At 67.7% G+C, this 20,523-nt stretch carries 13 protein-coding genes; 8 read left to right on the top strand and 5 right to left on the bottom strand.

Going from position 1 to position 20,523, the window contains the following annotated elements; translation table 11 throughout:
* The first annotated feature begins 26 nt into the window (after window positions 1–26).
* On the top strand, window positions 27–3,239 hold the full coding sequence (locus BMW72_RS10380) for an efflux RND transporter permease subunit (protein ID WP_092110270.1): 3,213 nt from the start codon (window positions 27–29) through the stop codon (window positions 3,237–3,239).
* Here the strand turns inward: BMW72_RS10380 and BMW72_RS18995 are convergent, their stop codons facing one another.
* Both BMW72_RS18995 and hutH read right to left on the bottom strand, forming a co-directional pair.
* Window positions 3,240–4,787 (bottom strand): M23 family metallopeptidase, encoded by a 1,548-nt coding sequence (locus BMW72_RS18995; protein ID WP_241984012.1) that lies wholly within the window; start codon window positions 4,785–4,787, stop codon window positions 3,240–3,242. It lies immediately after the preceding gene.
* A 230-nt stretch (window positions 4,788–5,017) separates the two neighbouring features.
* Window positions 5,018–6,613, bottom strand: a complete 1,596-nt coding sequence (gene hutH, locus BMW72_RS10370; RefSeq protein ID WP_092110268.1) for a histidine ammonia-lyase — start codon at window positions 6,611–6,613, stop codon at window positions 5,018–5,020.
* Between the two features lie 111 nt (window positions 6,614–6,724).
* Here hutH and BMW72_RS10365 point away from each other — a divergent pair, with 111 nt between their 5' ends.
* Window positions 6,725–7,492, top strand: coding sequence for an IclR family transcriptional regulator (locus tag BMW72_RS10365; protein ID WP_092110266.1), 768 nt, complete (start codon window positions 6,725–6,727; stop codon window positions 7,490–7,492).
* Window positions 7,493–7,648: 156 nt separating this feature from the next.
* Here the strand turns inward: BMW72_RS10365 and BMW72_RS10360 are convergent, their stop codons facing one another.
* The gene (locus BMW72_RS10360) at window positions 7,649–8,113 is read right to left on the bottom strand and encodes a GNAT family N-acetyltransferase (RefSeq protein ID WP_092110264.1); all 465 of its coding nucleotides are present in this window, start codon (window positions 8,111–8,113) and stop codon (window positions 7,649–7,651) included.
* A 259-nt stretch (window positions 8,114–8,372) separates the two neighbouring features.
* On the opposite strand from BMW72_RS10360, the gene BMW72_RS10355 reads away from it, so the two are divergent.
* The 6 genes from BMW72_RS10355 (at window position 8,373) to BMW72_RS10330 (ending at window position 18,584) form a co-directional block, all read left to right on the top strand.
* Complete coding sequence (locus BMW72_RS10355; RefSeq protein WP_092110262.1) at window positions 8,373–10,565, top strand: DEAD/DEAH box helicase; 2,193 nt, start codon at window positions 8,373–8,375, stop codon at window positions 10,563–10,565.
* A 182-nt stretch (window positions 10,566–10,747) separates the two neighbouring features.
* Window positions 10,748–11,932 carry a thiolase family protein gene (locus BMW72_RS10350; RefSeq protein ID WP_092110260.1) on the top strand — a complete coding sequence of 395 codons (1,185 nt, stop codon included), beginning with the start codon at window positions 10,748–10,750 and terminating at the stop codon, window positions 11,930–11,932.
* Complete coding sequence (locus tag BMW72_RS10345; protein WP_092110258.1) at window positions 11,932–12,825, top strand: 3-hydroxyacyl-CoA dehydrogenase family protein; 894 nt, start codon at window positions 11,932–11,934, stop codon at window positions 12,823–12,825. The genes BMW72_RS10350 and BMW72_RS10345 overlap by 1 nt, the downstream gene beginning before the upstream one ends.
* A gap of 50 nt (window positions 12,826–12,875) precedes the next feature.
* Window positions 12,876–14,933, top strand: a complete 2,058-nt coding sequence (gene paaZ, locus BMW72_RS10340) for a phenylacetic acid degradation bifunctional protein PaaZ (protein ID WP_092110468.1) — start codon at window positions 12,876–12,878, stop codon at window positions 14,931–14,933.
* Between the two features lie 263 nt (window positions 14,934–15,196).
* On the top strand, window positions 15,197–16,606 hold the full coding sequence (locus tag BMW72_RS10335) for a carboxypeptidase-like regulatory domain-containing protein (protein WP_134450426.1): 1,410 nt from the start codon (window positions 15,197–15,199) through the stop codon (window positions 16,604–16,606).
* Window positions 16,607–16,667: 61 nt separating this feature from the next.
* Complete coding sequence (locus BMW72_RS10330; protein ID WP_092110255.1) at window positions 16,668–18,584, top strand: O-antigen ligase family protein; 1,917 nt, start codon at window positions 16,668–16,670, stop codon at window positions 18,582–18,584.
* 7 nt (window positions 18,585–18,591) lie between these two features.
* Here the strand turns inward: BMW72_RS10330 and BMW72_RS10325 are convergent, their stop codons facing one another.
* Window positions 18,592–18,978: a DUF7882 family protein gene (locus BMW72_RS10325; protein WP_174721740.1), complete on the bottom strand. Its 387-nt coding sequence runs from the start codon at window positions 18,976–18,978 to the stop codon at window positions 18,592–18,594.
* 175 nt (window positions 18,979–19,153) lie between these two features.
* Window positions 19,154–20,404: a low temperature requirement protein A gene (locus BMW72_RS10320; protein ID WP_134361274.1), complete on the bottom strand. Its 1,251-nt coding sequence runs from the start codon at window positions 20,402–20,404 to the stop codon at window positions 19,154–19,156.
* Window positions 20,405–20,523: the final 119 nt, after the last annotated feature.

Here is a 20,523-nt window from a genome sequence, read left to right as displayed (position 1 = left end):
AGGCCGCGCACTGGCATACTGAGCTGGTGCATTTTCTCGCGGTACTGAGCATGAAGAATCGGGCGCTGATCGCCCTCATCACCATTGTGGCGGCCGTGTTCGGCAGCCTGGCCCTGACCGGGCTCAAGCAGGAGCTGATTCCATCCCTGCAGCTGCCGCAGCTGCTCGTGTCGACAAATTACCCGGGTGCATCGCCCCAGGTCGTCAACGACGACGTGTCGACCCCGATCGAGACCGCCATCCAGGGTCTGGTCGGGCTGGAGACGACGTCGACGACGAGCAACACCAACTCCTCGCTGGTGAGCGCCACCTTCACCTACGGCACCGACCTGGTCAAGGCCGAATCCCGCATCGACCAGGCCATCAACCGCATCCAGGGCGTGCTGCCGGCCGACGTCGACCCGCAGGTGATCAGTGGCAGCATCGACGACTTTCCGGTGATATCCCTCGCGGTCAGCTCGAGCGATACCGTTGCGCTCGCCGACCAGCTCAAGCGCAGTGTGCTCGGTGACATTCGTGACGTGGCCGGCGTGCGTGACGCCGCCCTGGTCGGCGATATCGGCCGCCGCGTCACGATCACGCCCAACGCCGACGAGCTCGCCGCGCGCGGATTCAGCACCCAGAACCTGCGCGACGCGCTGCAGCAGAACGGGTCGCTCATTCCGGCCGGCGCCATCACCGAGGGCCTCACGACACTGTCGGTGCAGGCCGGCTCGAAGCTCGGCTCGGTTGACGACATCGCCGCCCTGCCGCTCGTGGCCAGTTCGGCCGGTTTCACCGGCGCCACAGCGGATGCCGGCCCCACGAACATCGGCGACGTCGCCACGGTCGCCCTCGCTGAGAACCCGGTCGCGAGCATCTCCCGGGTGAACGGCGAACCCGTGCTCACCATCGCCGTCACCAAGGTTCCCGCCGCGAACACGGTCGACGTGTCGAAGGCGGTGCGCGCGATTCTGCCTCAGCTCGAGGCGGCCGTCGCGCCCGCCACTTTCACCGTGGTGTTCGACCAGGCGCCGTTCATTCAGCAGTCGATCGACGCGCTCACCCAGGAGGGGCTGCTCGGCCTCGGCTTCGCGGTGATCGTAATTCTGCTGTTCCTGCTCTCGGTGCGGGCCACGCTGGTCACGGCGATCTCGATTCCCACCTCGGTGCTGATCACCTTCATCGGCCTGCAGAGCGTGGGCTATTCGCTCAATATCCTCACCCTCGGCGCACTCACGATCGCCATCGGGCGGGTCGTCGACGACTCCATCGTGGTGATCGAAAATATCAAGCGGCACCTCGTGGCCGGCGCCGATCGCGCCGCCACGATCGTCTTCGCCGTGCGCGAAGTGGCCGGGGCCATCACGGCATCGACCGTCACGACGGTCACCGTGTTCCTGCCGATCTCCTTCGTCGGCGGGTCGACCGGCGAGCTGTTCCGGCCGTTCGCTCTCACCGTGGCCATCGCTTTGCTCGCCTCCCTGCTCGTCTCGCTGACCATCGTGCCGGTGCTCGCCTTCTGGTTCTTGCGGGCGCCGACCGCTGAACCAGCTGCCGAATCAACGACCGGTGGCGAGCCCGACGCCTCCGATATCGGCGGGGTCACCGTCGGATCGGTGCCCGCAGCGCACTCGCGGCACGCGGCTGCGGCATCCGTTTCGACCGGCCTGCCCACGGGGCTGTCCGCGGCAGCCGAGGCCGGCGAAAACCCGGGACGGCTGCAGACGGGTTATCTTCCGGTCATCCGCTTCACCCTGAAACACGCCGTCGCGACCCTGCTGCTCGCGGTGCTCGTGCTCGGCGGAACGGCCGCGCTCGTGCCGTTCATGAAGGTGAACTTTCTGGGATCAACCGGGCAGAACACCTTCCGGGTGACGCAGACGCTTCCGGTGGGCACCAGCCTGGCCGCGCAGGATGCGGCATCCGCTTCGGTCGAGACCGCGCTTCAGCGCCTCGATGGTATCGACATCGTGCAGCTCTCGATCGGCGGAGGAAGCGCGGCGAGCGCGTTCCGCGGCGGAGCGCCGACCTCGAGCGCCGTGACCTATTCGATCACCACCGCCGATAGGGCCGACGCCGACGCGGTGCAAGATCATGCGCGCACGGCCCTGGCCCAACTGGGCGACGTGGGCGAGATCTCGGTGGCCGCGGCCAGCGGGTTCGGAGCCTCCTCCGACATCGCCGTCGACATCACCGCGGCAACGGATGCCGACCTCGAGACCGCGACCACGTCCATTCTCAGCGCGGTACAGAAACTCGGGGCGATCACCGAGAGCGCGAGCACCCTCGCCGCTTCGCTGCCCTACCTGGCCGTGACGGTCGACCGGGCGGCGGCGGCGGTAGCCGGCCTGAGCGAATTCGCACTCGGCACCCTCGTGTCACAGGCCATGCAGCCCAGCGCAATCGGCTCCATCGTGATCGACGAGACCAACCTCACCGTGTACCTGACGGCGCAGTCGCCTCCGACAACCGCCGCCGAACTCGCCGCCGTGCAGATTCCCACGCGCACCGGATCGGTGGCTCTCGATACACTCGCGACCGTGGAGCAAGTCGATGGGCCGAGCACGCTCACCACGGCGAAGGGGCTACGCACGGCGACCGTCTCGGCGACGCCCGCGAGCGACGACCTCGGCACGGCGAACGCGCAGCTGAACCAGATGCTCGCCGATACTGCGCTGCCGACCGGGGCGACCGCGACGCTCGGCGGGGTCAGCGCCGACCAGGCCGAGGCCTTTCAGCAGCTCGGGGTCGCGATGCTCGTGGCCATCCTCATCGTGTACATCGTGATGGTGGCCACCTTCCGGTCGCTGCTGCAGCCGCTGCTGCTGCTCGTGTCGGTGCCGTTCTCGGCGACCGGCGCCATTGCCCTGCAGGTGGTGACCGGTATTCCCCTCGGGGTGCCGTCGCTGATCGGCGTGCTCATGCTCATTGGAATCGTGGTGACCAACGCGATCGTGCTGGTCGACCTGGTCAACCAGTATCGGCGGCGGGGGCTGTCGGTGCGCGACGCTCTCGTTGCGGGGGCCAGCCGGAGGCTCCGCCCCATTCTGATGACGGCGCTCGCCACGATTTTCGCCCTGCTGCCGATGGCCTTCGGCCTCACCGGCCACGGCGGCTTCATCTCGCAGCCGCTCGCCCTGGTGGTCATCGGCGGGCTCGTATCGTCGACGGTGCTCACTCTCATCGTGCTGCCGGTGCTCTACCTGCTGGTCGAGGGCGCCCGGGAGCGGCGCGCGGCCCGTCGGGTTGTTCGGTAGTCAGCGGCCGAGCACCACGCCGCGCTTCAGAAAGAAGGCTTGTGGGTCGATGCGCACGCCGTCGACTCGAACCTCGACGTGCGTGTGGCAGCCGGTGGACAGGCCGGTGCTGCCCACCCGGCCGACCTGTTGGCCTGCGGCGACCCGATCACCGACAGCGACCAGGGTATCGCTGAGGTGGGCGTAGCCCGTCTGTACACCCTGGCCGTGGTCGAGGAGGATCCAGTTGCCGTAACTCCCAACGGAGCCGGCCGCCCGCACTATGCCGGCGGTGGCCGCAAAGACGGGGGCTCCGCAGCCGGCCCCGATATCGGTGCCGTAGTGGAACGCGCCGACCCCGGGGAGCGGGCGAACCGGGCGCGGGCCGTAGCCATCCGTGATCGGCCCGTGTGCGGGGTTGGCCCAGCCCTGATCGCTCAGCTGGCCGGCGTCGGTGGGAATGATCGGGCGCACGTCGAGTGCGGCAAGGGTTGCAGCAGCGTTCGCGGCATCAGCCGCGGCGGCGACGAGGGCCAGACCCGCCACCTCGAAGTCGCTCGCAGCCGTATCGACTGCTGCCTGACTGGCCTCGACCGTCACCGAGCTCGCGGCGGTGCGCGTCTCGGCGTCCTGCTGATTCAGCTTGATCGCCCGCGCCTGGTCGGCCTCGGCGCGCGCCTGGATCGTCTCGATGTTGTCGGTGCCGCGGTCCAACTGGTCGAGCGTACTGAGTTGGTCGAGCACGTTGTCGAGGGAATGCCCGCCGAGAAAAACGTCAGCGACGCCGACGCCGCTCTGTTGCTGGGCCAGCTTGCGTGCGAGTACGGCGAAGCTGGTCTTGGACTCTGCGGCGTCCCGGGAGGCCTCTACGGCCAGTCGGTGCACGAGAGCGGCGCGGCCCCGTGCGATCGTCTGGCTGGCCAGTGTGGATTCCAGGTCGTCGCGGGCGGTGTCGAGCACGGCCTGGGCGGTTTGCGAACGGGTGAGGGCGACGGCCAGTTCCGCGCCGCGTTGCCCGGCGAGGTGCTGCGCCGTGGCGCGTGCGGCGGCGACTCGTTCGGCCGCTATCGCGGCAGCGGCGCGGGCCGTGGCGGCCGTTTGAGCGGATGCCGCGGTTGCGGCCAACGCGACACTATCGACGGGTGCAGCCGGGCTCGGGGCTCCGCGCGGGTCGGGAGCGATCTTGGGGGCTGGTTCGGGGTCGGTCACCGGCGGGATGGGGCCGTCGCTCGGTTCCGGGGTGGGTTCTTCGGTCGGGGTCGGTTCCGGTTCCGGCGTAGCCGTTGGTTGCGGTGTTGGTTGTGGTGTGGGCTCCGCGGTCGGTTCGGGGCTGGGACTGACCGTGGGTTCCGGCGTGGGTTCGGGCAAGGGTTCGGGCGTGGGGTCCGGCGAGGGCTGCGCGGTGGGTTCCGGGGACGGACCGATGGTCGGTTCCGGCGCGGGATCGCTCGGCGGCTGCGCTTCCGGCGGGGTATCGACGATGGGTGCGGCCGGCGCCCCGGCTGGCAGCTCGTCAGCGCTCGCCGCGACCGGCAGGCCGAACAGTACGAGCGCCGTGATCAGGGCCACAGCCAGCCAACCGTCACGGTACGTTACGGCCCGATCCGGGTGCCGTGCCTGCCGGAAACGCCCGAGCCCTCCGGTGCGACGGCGCTTCGAGGCTGGCAACATTGCGGGACCTGTTCCATTCGGGTAATGGAGCTACGCGGCTCGGATGGGCCGGCGTGGCGCAAGTATGGCACGGCGCCGCACGGGTCACAACGGGGCGAAGCGACCTATCAAGGTCGCTACAAGGTCGGCTAACCCCAGGCCAGATCTGTGCCCGCCGCGTGCCGCACCGCACCCGACGCCACGAGTTGCACGACCGCTTCGATTTCGGGGGAGAGAAAGCGGTCGTGCCCGGGTCCGGGAACCACGGTGCGCACGAGATCACGCACCGCTCCGGTCGCCGCAGCCGGCGTGAGCGGCGCGCGCAGATCGAGCGAACGCGCCGCGGTCATGATCTCGATCGCGAGCACCCGGCCGAGTCCGTCGAGTGAGCGGCGCAGTTTGCGGGCGGCGTGCCAGCCCATCGACACGTGGTCCTCCTGCATCGCCGAGGAGGGGATCGAATCAACGGAGGCCGGCGCGGCGAGTCGTTTGAGTTCCGACACGATGCCGGCGGCGGTGTACTGCGCGATCATGAGCCCGGAGTCCACGCCAACCTCGTGGGCGAGAAACGGCGGCAACCCCTTGCTGCGACTCGCGTCGAGATGACGGTCGGTGCGCCGCTCACTCATGCTCGCGACATCCGCTGACGCGATGGCGAGAAAATCGAGCACATAGCCGAGTGGGGCACCGTGAAAATTACCGTTGGACATCACCCGACCGTCGACGGTGACGACCGGATTGTCGATGGCGCTGGCCAGTTCACGGCCGGCGACGAGTGTGGCGTGGGCGGCAGTGTCGCGCGCGGCACCGTGCACCTGCGGGGCGCAGCGCAGGGAGTAGGCGTCCTGTACCGACGTGTCCTCTGGACCGGCGTGACTCGCCAGCACGCCGGAGCCGGCGAGCAGTCGGCGCAGGTTGGCGGCGCTGTCGGCCTGGCCGAGCTGGGGCCGCAGCTGCTGCAGGTCGGCCGCGAAGACAGCATCCGTTCCGAGCAGGGCTTCGACGCTCATCGCCGCGGCGATATCGGCAGTCACCAGCAGGTTGGCCAGGTCGTCGAGGGCGAGTACAAGCATGCCGAGCATGCCGTCGGTGCCGTTGATCAGGGCGAGGCCCTCTTTCTCGGCGAGTACGACCGGGGTGATTCCGGCTGCGGCCAGGGCATCGCCGCCGTTGGTCAGTCTGCCCGCCCGGTCGCGCGCCTGGCCTTCGCCCATGACGACGAGGGCGCAATGCGCGAGCGGGGCGAGGTCGCCCGAGCAGCCGAGCGAGCCGTATTCGTGCACCACCGGGGTGATCTGTGCGTTCAGTACGGCCGCGTAGGTCTCGGCGGTGGCCGGCCGCACGCCGGTTCGACCGGTCATCAGGGTACTCAGCCGCAGCAGCATGAGGGCGCGCACGACCTCCCGTTCCACCTCGGGCCCGCTGCCGGCGGCGTGCGAGCGCACCAGGCTCGCTTGCAGCTGGGCACGGCGATCGGGCGTGATGAACGTCGTCGCGAGGGCACCGAACCCGGTAGAGATGCCGTAGTGCGGCTCGGTGTCCGACGCGAGGGCATCGATGATCGTGCGAGTCGCCGCGACCTCGCCGAGACTCGCCGGGTCGAGGGTGACGCGCGCGTTGTGCCGGGCGACGGCGATCACGTCGGTAAAGGAGAGTGCGATGGTACCGACGACGACACTCGCCGTGACAGCGGATGCCTCGCTCGAGTCGTGCGCGGATGTGCTGGAGGCGGTCGCGAGGGTCATGCTTCGAGTGCACACCCTCGCGGTCTCCCGCGACAGGGCGATACGCTGAACGATGTCCGGGATACCGGACACCGGCATCCGCTCTGAATGCCCGCTGGCTGAAGGGACAGGATGGCTTCGAAGGTTCCGGCCGCGCAGAACACGCTGCGGGTGCTGATGCATCAGGCCGCCCAGCGCGGACCGGTTCCGGCGGCCACGCTGGCCAGCTCCCTGGGCCTGCCGCGCTCGACCGTGTACCAACTGCTCGACTGTCTCGTGGCTGAGGGTTTCGTGGTGCACCTGCCCGAGGAACACCGCTACGGCCTCGGCATCGCCGCGTTCGAGTTGAGTTCCGGGTTCAGCCGGCAGGAACCGCTCTCCCGGCTCGGCCGCCCCCTGATCGCGCAACTCGTCGACCGGTTGGGGGAGAGCGCTCACCTCGTCGTGCTGCACGGGCGCGATGTGATCTACCTGGTTGAGGAACGCGCCGCGCACCGCCCCTCCCTCGTCTCCGACGTGGGGGTGCGACTGCCCGCCCACCTTACGGCCAGCGGTCGCGCTATGCTTGCCGGCCTGCCCGCCGCGCAATTGCGTGCGCTCTACCCGAGTCAGGCGGCGCTCGAGCAACGCGACGGCCGTGGCCCGCGCACGAGGCTCGAGCTGCGGGCCGTGCTCGATCGCGCGCGAACGGATGCTTACGCCACCGAGAACGGTGAGATCACGCCCGGCATCGCCTCGGTCGCGCTCGCGGTGCGGGACCATGCCGGCTGGCCGGCCGCCGCCATCGCCGTGACCTTCGCGAACGATCGGTTCGACGTGGATCGCTGGCCGGCGCTCGCCGCAGCCGTGGCGGTGACCGCGGCCGAGCTGTCCCGCCGGATCGGCGGCCGGCCGGGCTAAGTCGGCGGTCGACCGCGTTGAACTCGCGGAGCGTCGCGGCACGCCTGCCGGAGGCTGGCAGGTGTTGAAACCCGTGCCAACTTCTCCAACACGGGCCGCGACCGTTGCGCAGCCGCTCGGCGTTCCCGGCCTGGCTGCTCGAGGGTGCCGCCTGAGTTACAGGCTCTTGGCGAAGCAGACGCTGAGCTCTTCGCCGATGTACTGGCCGAACAGCTCGATCTGCTCATAGCCGCGACCGCGGTACAGCGCCATGGCCGCGTGCTGCAGCGTGCCGGTTTCCAACGCGAGAGAGCGGATGCCGCGTTCGGCGGCATCCGCTTCGATGCGGTCGAGCAGGCGGCCGGCGACGCCACGCCCACGAGCAGCCGGGTGTACGAACAGCCGTTTCAGCTCGGCGGCGTGCTCAAGGGAGCGCAGCGGCACCAGGGCGGCCATGCCGCAGGCGGTGCCGTGCTCGTCGCGGGCCACGTACACGGCGACGCCGGCTCGTTCCAGTTCGTCGGTGCTGAGCAGAAAGGTGTTCTCCACCGGGTAGAGCGAATGCGCGAAGACGGTACCGGCGGCCAGCAGTTCGGCGACGTCGGTCTGCCGGGGCGGCTCGATACTGATCGAAATGGTCATGTCTCCAGAATAGGGCGAGGCAATGTGCACCCTTCTGCGTGACTTTTCAGCAAGCTTCCGGTAGCGTAGACAAGTCGGCTCTTGACACCGTGCTGTGCGCGGATGGGTTTGTAAGTCAAGTTGGGCCGGTTTCCCAGTAATCCGCTGGTGAAAAATCACTGTATGTGAACGGCCCCGACCAAGATTGCTCGGGTTCTCAGTTACGTCGCGTGTGCGATGTTGTTCTGCCATGTACTGAACACAACCCAGAGAAATTTTTATGCCTCAAGGCAATTCGCACAACTCCCCCGTCGGTCGCGGCGGTAAGAACTTCGATCCCAAGTACGCCTCCAAGGGCGGATCGGGCCACGGCGGCTCCAACAACGCCGGCAGCAAGAGCCCCGGACACCGTGGCTACCGCGCCGATGAGAGTGCCCCCAAGAAGCAGCGCTGGAACGCCGACGAGCGTGCCGCGCGTGCAAACGAGCGCCCCTCAAGCGAACGCCCGGCCTACGGCTCGCGTTCCGTTCGCCCCGAAAACGGCGGCCGCACCAACAGCGAGCGCAATGAACGCCCGGCCTACAACAACGACCGTCCCCGCACAGACCGCCCGTCGTACAACAACGACCGTCCGGCTCGTACGGAACGTCCCTCCTATGGTGACCGTGCCCCTCGTACTGATCGTCCGGCTTACAACAACGACCGTCCGTCGTATGGCGACCGCAACAGTGCTCCCCGTACCGAGCGTCCCTCTTATGGTGACCGTGCACCGCGCACCGATCGCCCCGCGTACAACAATGACCGTCCGGCGCGCACGGAGCGTCCGTCTTATGGCGACCGCAACGGTGCCCCGCGCACCGAGCGTCCCAACTATGGTGACCGTGCCCCACGCACTGATCGTCCGGCTTACAACAACGACCGCCCGTCGTATGGCGACCGCAACAGCGCTCCCCGTACCGAGCGTCCCTCCTACGGCGACCGTGCCCCGCGCACCGATCGTCCGGCCTACAACAACGACCGTCCGGCTCGCACCGAACGTCCCTCGTATGGAGACCGTAATAGTGCTCCCCGCACCGAGCGTCCCTCCTACGGTGACCGCCCGGCCCGCAGCTTCGAAGACCGCGCCCCGCGTCGCTCCAACGACGACCGCCCGCCGCGCCGCGACTTCGGCAACGACCGTCCGAGCGATGGCGACAGCAAGTTCTACCCGAAGCGCAGCGAAAACGGCGCCAAGCCGAGCTTTGCTGGCGGCGATGATGTCGTACTGGAGCGCCTCGAAGCCATCGCGACGACGGCCTCCGATGTCGTCGGTGTGACCTTCGGCGACCTGGGCCTTGGCGAGAACATTGTGCGCGAACTCGCCGCCCTCGGCGCTCCGTCACCGTTCCCGATCCAGGCTGCGACCATCCCCGACGTGCTCGCCGGGCGCGACGTGCTCGGCCGCGGCAAGACCGGATCCGGTAAGACCATCGCCTTCGGTGCTCCCCTCGTCGAAAAGCTCATGGAGAACAACGGCGCCAAGGACCGCAAGATGGCCCGCAAGCCCCGCGCACTCATCCTGGCACCGACCCGTGAGCTCGCGCTGCAGATCGACCGCACCGTGCAGCCCATCGCCCGCAGCGTCGGCCTCTTCACCACCCAGATCTACGGCGGAGTTCCGCAGTACCGTCAGGTCAGCGCCCTCCAGCGCGGCGTCGACATCATCATCGGCACCGCGGGCCGCATTGAAGACCTCATCGACCAGGGTCGCCTCGACCTGAGTGAAGTCGTCGTCACCGTGCTCGACGAGGCCGACTACATGTGCGACCTCGGGTTCCTCGAGCCGGTCCAGCGCATCCTGCGCCAGACCAAGGCCGGCGGCCAGAAGCTGCTCTTCTCTGCGACCCTCGACAAGGGTGTTGCCTCGCTGGTCAAGGAATTCCTGACCAACCCGGCCGTGCACGAGGTCGCCGGTGAAGACCAGGCCTCCTCCACGATCGACCACCGCGTACTCGTCATCGAGCACCGCGACAAGGGCCGCATCATCGAAGAACTCGTCAACCGCGAGGGCAAGACGCTCATCTTCAGCCGTACCCGTGCTTACGCTGAGCAGCTCGCCGACCAGCTCGAAGACGCCGGAGTCAAGGCCACCAGCCTGCACGGTGACCTCAACCAGGCTCGTCGAACCCGCAACCTGCAGATGCTGACGAGCGGCCGGGTCAACGTGCTCGTCGCAACGGATGTCGCGGCTCGCGGAATCCACGTCGACGACATCGACCTGGTCATCCAGGCCGACGCCCCCGACGAATACAAGACCTACCTGCACCGTGCGGGCCGTACCGGCCGCGCGGGCAAGACCGGAACCGTCGTCACGCTCATTCCCAAGCAGCGCAAGCGCCGCATGGACGAGCTGCTCGACCGTGCCGAGATCGATGCGAGCTACACCTCCGCCACCCCCGGTGACGCGGCTGTGCGGGAACTCGCCAACATCTAGCATCCGCTCGCAGTAGTACGCCTCAGTAAGGGCACCCGCTAATCGGCGGGTGCCCTTTTGCGTACTCAGGCGCCAGCGGGTTGTGCGAACCGGCCCGCATCTGTCAGAATTACTTTCCGAACGGTCGGTAAGTTTCGAGTCGTTCCCGCATGCCCGCGCAGACACCGTCGTCAGGAGAGAACATGGCTGAGGCCTACCTCGTTGGAGGAGCACGCACCCCCGTAGGTCGTTACGGCGGGGCGCTGGCTTCGGTTCGTCCCGATGACCTCGCCGCACTCGTGGTCGGTGAGGCCGTGCGCCGCGCGGGCATCGACCCTGGCCTGATCGAGGAGATCATCTTCGGCGCCGCCACCCAGGCCGGCGAAGACAACCGCAACGTGGCCCGCATGGCCGGGCTGCTCGCCGGACTGCCCGACCACGTGCCCGGCATCACCGTCAACCGGTTGTGCGCCTCGGGAATGTCAGCGATCACCATGGCCGCCCAGGCTATCCGGGCCGGCGACGCCGATCTGATGGTCGCTGGCGGCGTCGAATCGATGACCCGCGCCCCCTGGGTGCAGGCCAAACCCGATCGAGCCTGGGCCAAGCCCGGCGCCCAGTTCGACACCTCCATCGGCTGGCGCTTCGTGAACCCCAAACTGGCCGCCCGCGACAAAGCCACCTTTTCCATGTCGGAGACAGCCGAAGAGGTCGCCCGGCTCGACGGCATCACCCGCGCCGAAGCGGATGCCTTCGCCCTGCGCAGCCATCAGCGCGCCGCCGCCGCCATCGACGCCGGCCACTTCGTCGACGAGATCGTCGGCGTTCCCACCCAAAAGGGCGAGGTGCTCGTCGACGAGGGCCTGCGCCGCGACACCACCCTCGAAGGCCTCGCCGCCCTCCGCCCCATCGTCGCCGGCGGCTCCGTCGTTACGGCCGGCAACGCGAGCTCGCTCAACGATGGTGCGTCGGCGATTCTCGTAGCGAGCGGCGAGGCCGTGGAGAAGTACGGCCTCACGCCGCGCGCCCGCATCGTCGTCGGTGCCAGCGTCGGCCTGGCCCCGGAGATCATGGGCCTCGGCCCGGTCGCGGCCACCCAACGCGCCCTCGAGCGCAGCGGCCTCGCCATCACCGACCTCGGCGCCATCGAACTCAACGAAGCCTTCGCCACCCAGTCCATCGCCTGCATCCGTCGCCTCGGCCTCGACGAAGAAATCGTCAACCGCGACGGCGGCGCTATCGCCCTCGGGCATCCGCTCGGGTCGAGCGGAGCTCGCCTCGTCGTCACCCTGCTCGCCCGCATGGAGCGGGAAAACGCCCAGCACGGCCTCGCCACCATGTGCGTCGGCGTCGGCCAGGGCTCGGCCCTCATTTTGGAGCGTGTCTGATGTCTGTGTCTGAACTCGAACTCGGCGACCGCGGCGAATCGGGCGTGCCCGACCGGGTCGGAGTGCTCGGCGGCGGGCGCATGGGCGCCGGTATCGCGCACGCCTTTCTGCTCGCCGGAGCCCACGTTGCCCTCGTCGAACGCAACGACGTCGAAGCCTCGGCTGCTCGCGACCGCGTGCTGCGCGCCGTCGACGCGAGCATCGCCCGCGGCGCCACCGGCGAAACCCGGCTGGAACTCGAGGCCCGCCTCGCCGTCGGGGCGGACTTCGGCCTGTTTTCCGACCGGGAACTCGTCGTCGAAGCCGTTCCCGAGGTGCGCGCGCTCAAGATCGAGGCCCTGCACAAGGTCGAGGCGCAGCTTTCCGCCGACGCAGCCCTGGCCAGCAACACCTCATCGATCTCGATCGACGACCTCGCCGACGAACTGGCACGCCCGGCCCGCTTTCTCGGCCTGCACTTTTTCAACCCGGTGCCTGCCTCGAATCTGGTTGAGCTCGTCATCGGCAGCGCCACCTCGCCTGAATTGGTAGCGGATGCCCAAAGCTGGGTTTCCGCCCTCGGCAAGACTCCGATCACCGTCAGCGACGCGCCTGGATTCGCCTCCTCCCGGCTCGGAGTCACCCTCGGGCTGGAAGCCATCCGCATGCTCGAAGAGGGTGTCGCGAGTGCCGCGGATATCGATGCCGCGATGATGCTCGGCTACAAGCATCCGGTCGGACCGTTGAAACTGACCGACCTGGTCGGCCTCGACGTGCGCCTCGGCATCGCCGAATACCTGCACAAACAGCTCGGCGCCCGCTTCGAACCGCCGGCGCTGCTGCGCCGGCTCGTCGCCGAGGGCAAGCTCGGCCGCAAGTCGGGCCAGGGCTTCTACCGCTGGGACGAAGCCTGATGGCCGCCCAGGCCGAGACAGCACCCCGCACCCAGCCTGAAGGAGACCCCATGACGACCATTCTGCCCAGCTACGTGCAGGGATCCTGGTGGACCCCGACCGACGCTTCGACCGGCACTGATGTCTGCGACGCCTCGACAGGCGAGGTCGTCACCCGTGTCAGCACGCAGGGCCTCGACCTCGCCGCCGCCCTCGAGTACGCCCGCATCGTCGGCCAGAAGTCGCTCGGCGAACTCACCTTTCACCAGCGTGCCGTGCTGCTCAAGCAGATGGCGCTGGTGCTGACCGAACACAAACAGCAGCTCTACGCGCTGTCCAGCCGCACCGGCGCCACCAAAGTAGACTCCTGGGTCGACATCGACGGCGGCATCGGCGTGCTGTTCAGTTACTCCTCCAAGGGGCGTCGCGAACTCCCCAACGCCCGCGTCTACGTCGACGGGCCGGTCGAGCCGCTCTCCAAGGACGGCTCCTTCATCGCGCGCCACATCTACTCGCGCCTGCCCGGAGTCGCCGTGCAGATCAACGCGTTCAACTTTCCGGTCTGGGGCTCCCTGGAGAAGTTCGCGCCGGCCTTCCTGGCCGGCGTGCCCACCCTGGTGAAGCCCGCTACCCCGTCCGGCTACCTTGCCGAAGCTTTTGTGCGCATCCTCGCCGACTCGGGCCTGCTGCCTGAGGGCTCGCTGCAGCTCGTCTCCGGCAGTGTGCCGACCCTGTTCGACGACGTGCGCCTCGGCGACCTTGTCGCCTTCACCGGATCGGCCTCCACCGCCGAGAAGCTGCGCGCGAGCGACTCGGTGCAGACCGGGGGAGTGCGGTTCACCAATGAGACCGACTCGATCAACGCCTCGATTCTCGGAACGGATGCCGCCACAGGCACCCCCGAATTCGACGCCTTCGTCAAGCAGGTCGTCACCGAGATGACGGTCAAGGCCGGCCAGAAATGCACCGCCATCCGCCGCGTCATCGTGCCGCGCGAGGCCATGGACGACGTCGTCGCCGCCGTGCAGGCACGCATCACCGAACGCATCGTCCTCGGCGATCCCCGAGCTGAGGGCGTCACGATGGGCCCGCTCGCCTCCACCGCGCAGCGCCTCGAGGTACTCAGGCAGGTTGCTCGCCTGCAGGCCGCCGGTGGCGATCTGGTCGTCGGCCGAACGGATGCCCCGGCCGTGCTACACGCCGACGGCACGACCGCGCTCGCTCCCGATGGCGCGTTCGTCGAGCCGCTGCTGCTGCGTTTCGACGATGCTTCGGCCGACGCCGTGCACGAGGTCGAGGCCTTCGGCCCGGTGTCGAGCGTGCTCGGCTACGACACGATTGATGAGGCCATCGCCCTGGTGCGTCGGGGCGGCGGGTCGCTCGTGACCAGCATCGCCACCCACGATCCCATGGTTGCCGTCGCCCTGATGACCGGCATCTCGGCCTTCAACGGGCGGGTGCTCGTGCTCGACCGCGACGACGCCCGCACCTCAACCGGGCACGGTTCGCCGGTGCCGCAGCTCGTGCACGGCGGCCCGGGCCGGGCCGGCGGCGGTGAAGAGCTCGGCGGCATCCGTGCCGTGCTGCACCACATGCAGCGCACCGCCATTCAGGGGTCGCCCGAGATGCTCACGGCGATCACCGGAATCTGGCACCAGGGCGCGTCTGCGCGGGCTGGAAGCACGCATCCGTTTCGAAAGAGCCTCGCCGAACTCGTGATCGGCGATCAGATCGTCTCGGATTCCCGCACGGTGACGCTAGCGGATATCGAAACCTTCGCGCAGTTCACCGGGGACACTTTCTACGCCCACATGAACGAGGAGGCCGCCGCGGCCAACCCGTTCTTCCCCGGCCGGGTGGCCCACGGCTACCTCCTCGTCTCCTGGGCCGCCGGCCTGTTCGTCGACCCGGCACCCGGCCCGGTACTCGCCAACTCTGGCCTCGAGAACCTGAAGTTCGTCACGCCGGTCTCGCCCGGCGACAGCATTCGGGTCGCGCTCACCGCGAAGCAGATCACCCCGCGGGAGACCGACGAGTACGGCGAGGTGCGCTGGGATGCCGTGTTGACCAACCAGAATGACGAACTCGTCGCGTCCTACGACGTGCTCACCCTGGTCGCCAAGCACTAGGCCGTCGCAAACGTAGGGGGCCCGCGTACTGTGCGGGCCCCTTTCTCGTGCCCGGTCCGCGATCTCGCGCGTTCGAGGGGCACCCGGTTTGGGCTGACACGCAGGCCAGGAAGCGGATGCTGCGATCTGTTGCGCCACATAGGATCCAGTGGGGGGCATTGCTCCGCGCGTTCGGACATGCACGCATGACCAACGCTCGCACGAGATCGAAGGTCATCATGGGGAACTTGTTCACACGTATCCGGGAGCATAGCTTCGCGGTCGTGCTCACAGTAGCGGCCGTCCTAACCTTCGGGGCCCTCGCGGCGGCTCCGGCCACTGCGGTCGAGGAGAACCCGCCACTCGCTACGACTGTCGCCGAGAACCTGACGATCTCCGGTACCGTCACCGGGGTGACGCCGAACGGCATCGTTCCGGTCGCCGGTGCATCCGTCCGTGTCCGTGTTGGGCAGTCCTACCGCGGCACAACGACGAAAGTCGACGGGCGCTATGAACTCTCCGGCATGAGCACAGGAGAGGCTATTGTGTCCTTCGCGGCACCGAATGCAGACGGTTTCGGATTTCTCGGTCTAACAACCTCGGTGCCATTGGACGGGGCCAATGTGACTGCCGACTTCCTCCTGGAGCAGGGCAGCGTCATCTCCGGGGTCGTCTCGAAGAACGTCTTGGGAACGACGTCACCCGCAGAGAATATTGAAGTAACCATTCTCGCAGCGGACGGAACCCCTGGCTTCAACGGCATTGACTACACGGCCTCCGACGGCTCGTATTCCGTGAATTCTCTCGCTGCCGGCAGTTACAAGGTGAGCTTCGGCTCCTACGGCACGCCGACGGGATTCGCTGTGGTGTACAACGACAATGCACCCACTGCCGAGGGCGCCAAGAGCATCAAAGTCGCGAAGGACTTCGAGGTTTCAAACATCGACGCAACTCTGGTTCTTGACGGTACGGCCTACCCCATCTCGGGTGAAGTGGCGATCGTCGGTGAGGCTCGTGTGGGCCAGACCCTCTCCGTGGCTGGCCCCTGGACCCCGTCTGACCCAGAGTTGAGCTACGCGTGGCATCGGTCCGGTAGCTACGGCGATGTCAAAACCTCTAGTACGTACACGATTACCGAAGATGACCTCGGCAGCACCCTGAACGTGCGGGTGACCGGGATGGCGACCGGGTCGGCCACGTTCTGGAGTGAGTCTACGAAAGCAGTCCAGCCGGCGAACACGACATCTACGCCGGTCTCACCAGCTCTGCTGCCTCAGACCGGAGGGGTGACTTCCGTCTCCGTCGTCGGACCGAAGAGCGATCGCGTGACCATGCCGCAGAAGACCATCGCCCCGGGAGCGAGCATCCCGATCACCGGCACCGGCTTCGCCCCGTTTGAGGTTGTCGACATCTGGCTGCACTCCACCCCGGTGCTGCTCGGAACCCTCACCGCCGACGCACTGGGTCGCGTCAGCGGCAGCTTCCCCATGCCGGCGAACATCGCGTCGGGCACGCACCACATCGTGCTAGTTGACGAAAACGGTGTCTCTTACACCTCGGCCGCAGTGGTCGTGGCTCTGGCCGACACCGGCACCGACCTCTCGTCGGGCTGGCTCGCCCTGGCCCTCATGGCACTCGGCGGTCTGGCGTTGACCATCCGAGCGCGTCGCCGCACCGCCTTGGCGCTGAAATAGCAGCACGCACCCGCATCGACGGGCGGCCTTCGACGGCTGATGTGTCGAAGGCCGCTTCGTGATGTCCAAAGCAATTCCCGCCACGCGGATGCCGCAGCGCCAGGTCCCCAGACCCGCCGCGATCCCGCCCGCCCGCCGCCGTGCAGCCACGGCCGCGCTCTGGCTGCTCATTGCCTCGTCGATCGTCTTTCTTCCCGACGCGTTCGTGCGGTGGTTCCTGCCGAAGGACGCCCTCGCAGCCATCGCCGTCGCACTCGCCTCGGTCGCGGTCGCACGCGGACGGCTGCCGCGCTGGTTTGTGGCTGCGGCATCCTCTGCCCTCGCCCTCGCACTGCTGAGCGTGCTGATCTCGGCGGCCCCCGGCGTGCAGCTCATGGGGCGCTGGCCGCGTTATGAGGGCCTCGTCACCCTGCCGGTCTACTTCGGTGCGCTGTGGGCGGGCGCGCGTCTGCTTGGCCCCGGCGCTCCTGCCGACAGCCTGCGCACGCTGGTGCGTGCGATCGCGACGGCCGCCATCGCCCTCGGCCTGGTCTCGTTGCTCGAAGCGGTCGGAGCACGGCCCATCGCCACGGACCTGGCCCGCCCCGGGTCCCTGACCGGAAACGCCACCGACCAGGGCGTGCTCGGCGCTATTTTCTGCGCGATGCTGATGCTTCCCGTGTTGCGCGCCTGGACCAACCCGAGAACGGGGTTGGCCGAGCGAGTCTGGTTGAGTACGGCCTTGGTGCTCGCCGTCGCGACCGTCATCCTGAGTGCGTCGCGCGCAGGGCTGCTCGCTGCGGTACTAGTGCTCGGCATTCTGATGGCCCTCGAAATCGTGCGGTCGTCGGGCCGGCAGAGACTTCGCCTCGTGGGGATTGCCACCCTTGCGGGCATGCTCCTCATCGGCGGGGCGCTGGCCGTGCCCTTCACCCGCAATCGTGTGCTCGGCGCGAGCCCGCTCTCGACACAGTCCCTCGAGGGCCGGTTCACGTTTTGGAGCGATGCCGCTGGGGTAGTGGCTGAGCATCCGCTCGGCGTCGGAGTGAGCGGATTCCTCAACGCCAATGCGGGCAACTCCACGAGTGAATCGGTGTTGGATTCTCCGCACAACGGGGTCTTGCAGGTTCTTCTGGCCGGCGGCATTCCGCTGCTCATCGTGGTCGGCGGTCTCTTCATCACGGCCGCGGTGTTCGGTCTTCGCTCCTGGCGACGGTTGCCTAATGCCGAGCCGACTGCGGCAATGCGCGGTCCGGCCGCATCCCCGAAAACGGATGCCGCCCGTCGCGACGTTCTCGCCGGCTCCCTCGCGGCCCTCGGTGGGTTCGGTGTTGCCCTGCTCACGCACTTCACGGCGCCGTCAACGACCATCGTCGCCGCCCTCCTGCTGGGAATCCTCGTGGCAGGCAGGCCGGAAGGCGGGCTGCGAATTCGCCTGCGGTCGAGTTCGCAGCGCAGAACTGCGGCGGCCGGTCGTTCAATTCTGCTGGCGGTTTGGTCAATCTGGCTGATTGTCGTGGTCAGCGCCGAAGTTCCCCTCGCCACAGGCGTCGAGCACGCAGCCCGCGGCGAGATCGCCGCAGCCGAAAGCGCGTTCAGCACCGCCTCCGCCATTCGTCCGTGGGATGCCGACCTCTCCGGAATCGCCGCCCAGTCATTCGCCGCTGCCGCAGATGCCGGCGTTCCCGGAGCCTCCGCACGCGCGATCGATTGGGCAGAGCGGTCACGAGTCGGGCTTCCCCACACCGTGGCTACCGAGCGCGCGCTCGCGGTGGGGCAATTCACCGAGGGTGATGTGGCCGGTGCCGCGAAGACCCTGGCCCCACTGGTGGAATTGGCACCGCAGGACGCTGCCATCGCCGTGCAGAACGCCATCGTTCTTTATACAAACCAGGATGCCGCTGGCGCACGGCGTGAGGTCGAGCGAGCCCTCAAGCTGGACCCGGACAACGAAGTCGCACTCCAACTCGCGGCGATTCTGCGAACCCAGCCCGAATAAGCACGCGCTACACGGACTGAATGAGCCCGGTGTCGGTGCGCGCGATCGTTTTCGCATCGAACGTGGACGTCGGCCGCGCCGCAAGCGTGGTCACCGGCAGGGATCCGACCTCGCTGACGATGACGAGTCCCGGAGCACTGTTGGCTGATCGGCTGAGATCTTCGATCCACTGTCGGTTGAGTGTGGCGGCGTGCCGGCTGGCGAACGTGAAATACAGCGGGATGGCCGGATTGAGCCAGATCGAGCTGCGTCCGGAACCGGCCGTTGCCGAATCCTGCCAGGACAGCAGAAAACTCTCACCCCGGCGCAGCTTTTGCACGATCACGAGTTGCAGGTGAGCAAGGGTGCGATCGTCGATCTCCACGACGACGCGGTTATACGTGAGGGAACCCATGATTGCCTTCCTGATCGTTGCGAAACGATGCTGCTCCGCTCAGTATCTCGGCTGCACGGCCCAAGCACCAGAGTCCAACGTCCCATTCTCCCCGCACTGCGACGGGGCCGGGGCCCCGTCCGCAGGCCCAGTTTCTAACCGGGGCCCGCGGCCACAAGGTTGGCCCGGCATCCGCTCAACCGGCGTCGTCGTCGGTCGTGCCGGCGCGAACGCGCGCAATCGTCTCCCAGGCCGCGACGATGACCAGAACGACGGAGGTCGCGGCACCCAGCCCGAGCGGAGTCAGGAGTGCCCCCGCGGCACCGGTCAGGGCGAGCAGCCCGAGCCCGACGACGTGGGAGATGAGCAGCGTGCGCGCGACGATCCAGCGGAACAGCAGCAGCCCGACGAGATAGAACAGGGGCCCGCCCACAATGGTCACGGCCACCGCAAGCGTCATGGCATCTCCCGGGTGTTCCAGTACCGACTTGTCAGCGACCGAGGTGAGCACAATTCCCGCGATGATTATGGCGTGCACGTAGGTGTAGGCGAGCCGAGCGATCCGACCCGGCTCGCTCGACGCTGAAATCGCCTTGCTCCCGGCGCGCTCTCCGTGATCGAAATAGAGCCACCACATGGCGACGCCGTTCACAAAAGCGAGGAACAAGCCGAAGATTCCAACAACGGATGCCTCCTGGTCGACGAACGCGAACCCGGTCACCAGAAAGGACTCACCGACGGCGATGATCACGAACAGGGCGCTGCGCTCCGCGATATGGGGACCGGAGACGTCCCAGTCATCGACTCCCGGCGCCTTCAATCCGGGAAGGCGAAACCCGAGGCTCGCTGAGCCGTACTCAATCGCGAGGGCGATCAGCCAGGCCGGCAGCCGCAACGACAGTGGCAGGAGGGCTCCGCCGATCCAGAACAAGCTGGCGACCGAGAGCCACACCAGGATGCGCAGAAAAGTCGCGTGCAGGGCTGGGTCATGCCGGGCGAGGGCGAGCACCATGAAAACCGTGCGCCCCAGTTGCAGGGCAACGTAGGCGACAGCGAAGACCAGACCCTGATCTCCAAACGAATCGTAGATCGACGTGCTGATCACGAGGCCCACGAGCGAGAGGCCGATCACGACGCCGCGCACCGGGAGCCTCGCCGGGTCGAGCCAGTTCGTCACCCAGGTGGTGTAAACCCAGAGCCACCATAGAGCGAGCACCAGAATGATCGACTCGAGGGCACCGACCCAGGATTGGTTTGCGTAGAGGTAGCGCGACAGCTGGGTGAGCGCGAAGACGAAGATGAGATCGAAGAACAACTCGATATAGGTGACTCGGTCACTCCGGTCGGAATCACTCGGTCGCAGCAGGCTGCGGCGAAACCCTAGGCGCAAGATCCAGGCACGATGCTCAAGTGGATGCTGCTGCGTCATCTTCCCTGGTCTGCTCACGTTCCCAGTCTCCCCCGCACCCCGTGCGACACGCCCGGGTGGGGTGTGTTTTGACGGGTGGGCTGGGTGGCCGTAATGTATCTATACGTACCCCAAAGGTGCGGAAAGCCGCAGTGCTT

The sequence above is a fragment of the Cryobacterium luteum genome (assembly GCF_900110125.1).
Lineage (GTDB): Bacteria > Actinomycetota > Actinomycetes > Actinomycetales > Microbacteriaceae > Cryobacterium > Cryobacterium luteum.
This window is presented reverse-complemented; position numbering and strand designations above follow the sequence as displayed.

What these genes read in the sequence shown, in the direction of transcription:
- hutH (WP_092110268.1), bottom strand. Translation starts at nt 6,613, where the DNA reads ATGACCCTCGCGACCGCCTCCAGCACATCCGCGCACGACTCGAGCGAG.
- BMW72_RS10365 (WP_092110266.1), top strand. Translation starts at nt 6,725, where the DNA reads ATGGCTTCGAAGGTTCCGGCCGCGCAGAACACGCTGCGGGTGCTGATG.
- BMW72_RS10360 (WP_092110264.1), bottom strand. Translation starts at nt 8,113, where the DNA reads ATGACCATTTCGATCAGTATCGAGCCGCCCCGGCAGACCGACGTCGCC.
- BMW72_RS10355 (WP_092110262.1), top strand. Translation starts at nt 8,373, where the DNA reads ATGCCTCAAGGCAATTCGCACAACTCCCCCGTCGGTCGCGGCGGTAAG.
- BMW72_RS10350 (WP_092110260.1), top strand. Translation starts at nt 10,748, where the DNA reads ATGGCTGAGGCCTACCTCGTTGGAGGAGCACGCACCCCCGTAGGTCGT.
- BMW72_RS10345 (WP_092110258.1), top strand. Translation starts at nt 11,932, where the DNA reads ATGTCTGTGTCTGAACTCGAACTCGGCGACCGCGGCGAATCGGGCGTG.
- paaZ (WP_092110468.1), top strand. Translation starts at nt 12,876, where the DNA reads ATGACGACCATTCTGCCCAGCTACGTGCAGGGATCCTGGTGGACCCCG.
- BMW72_RS10330 (WP_092110255.1), top strand. Translation starts at nt 16,668, where the DNA reads ATGTCCAAAGCAATTCCCGCCACGCGGATGCCGCAGCGCCAGGTCCCC.
- BMW72_RS10325 (WP_174721740.1), bottom strand. Translation starts at nt 18,978, where the DNA reads ATGGGTTCCCTCACGTATAACCGCGTCGTCGTGGAGATCGACGATCGC.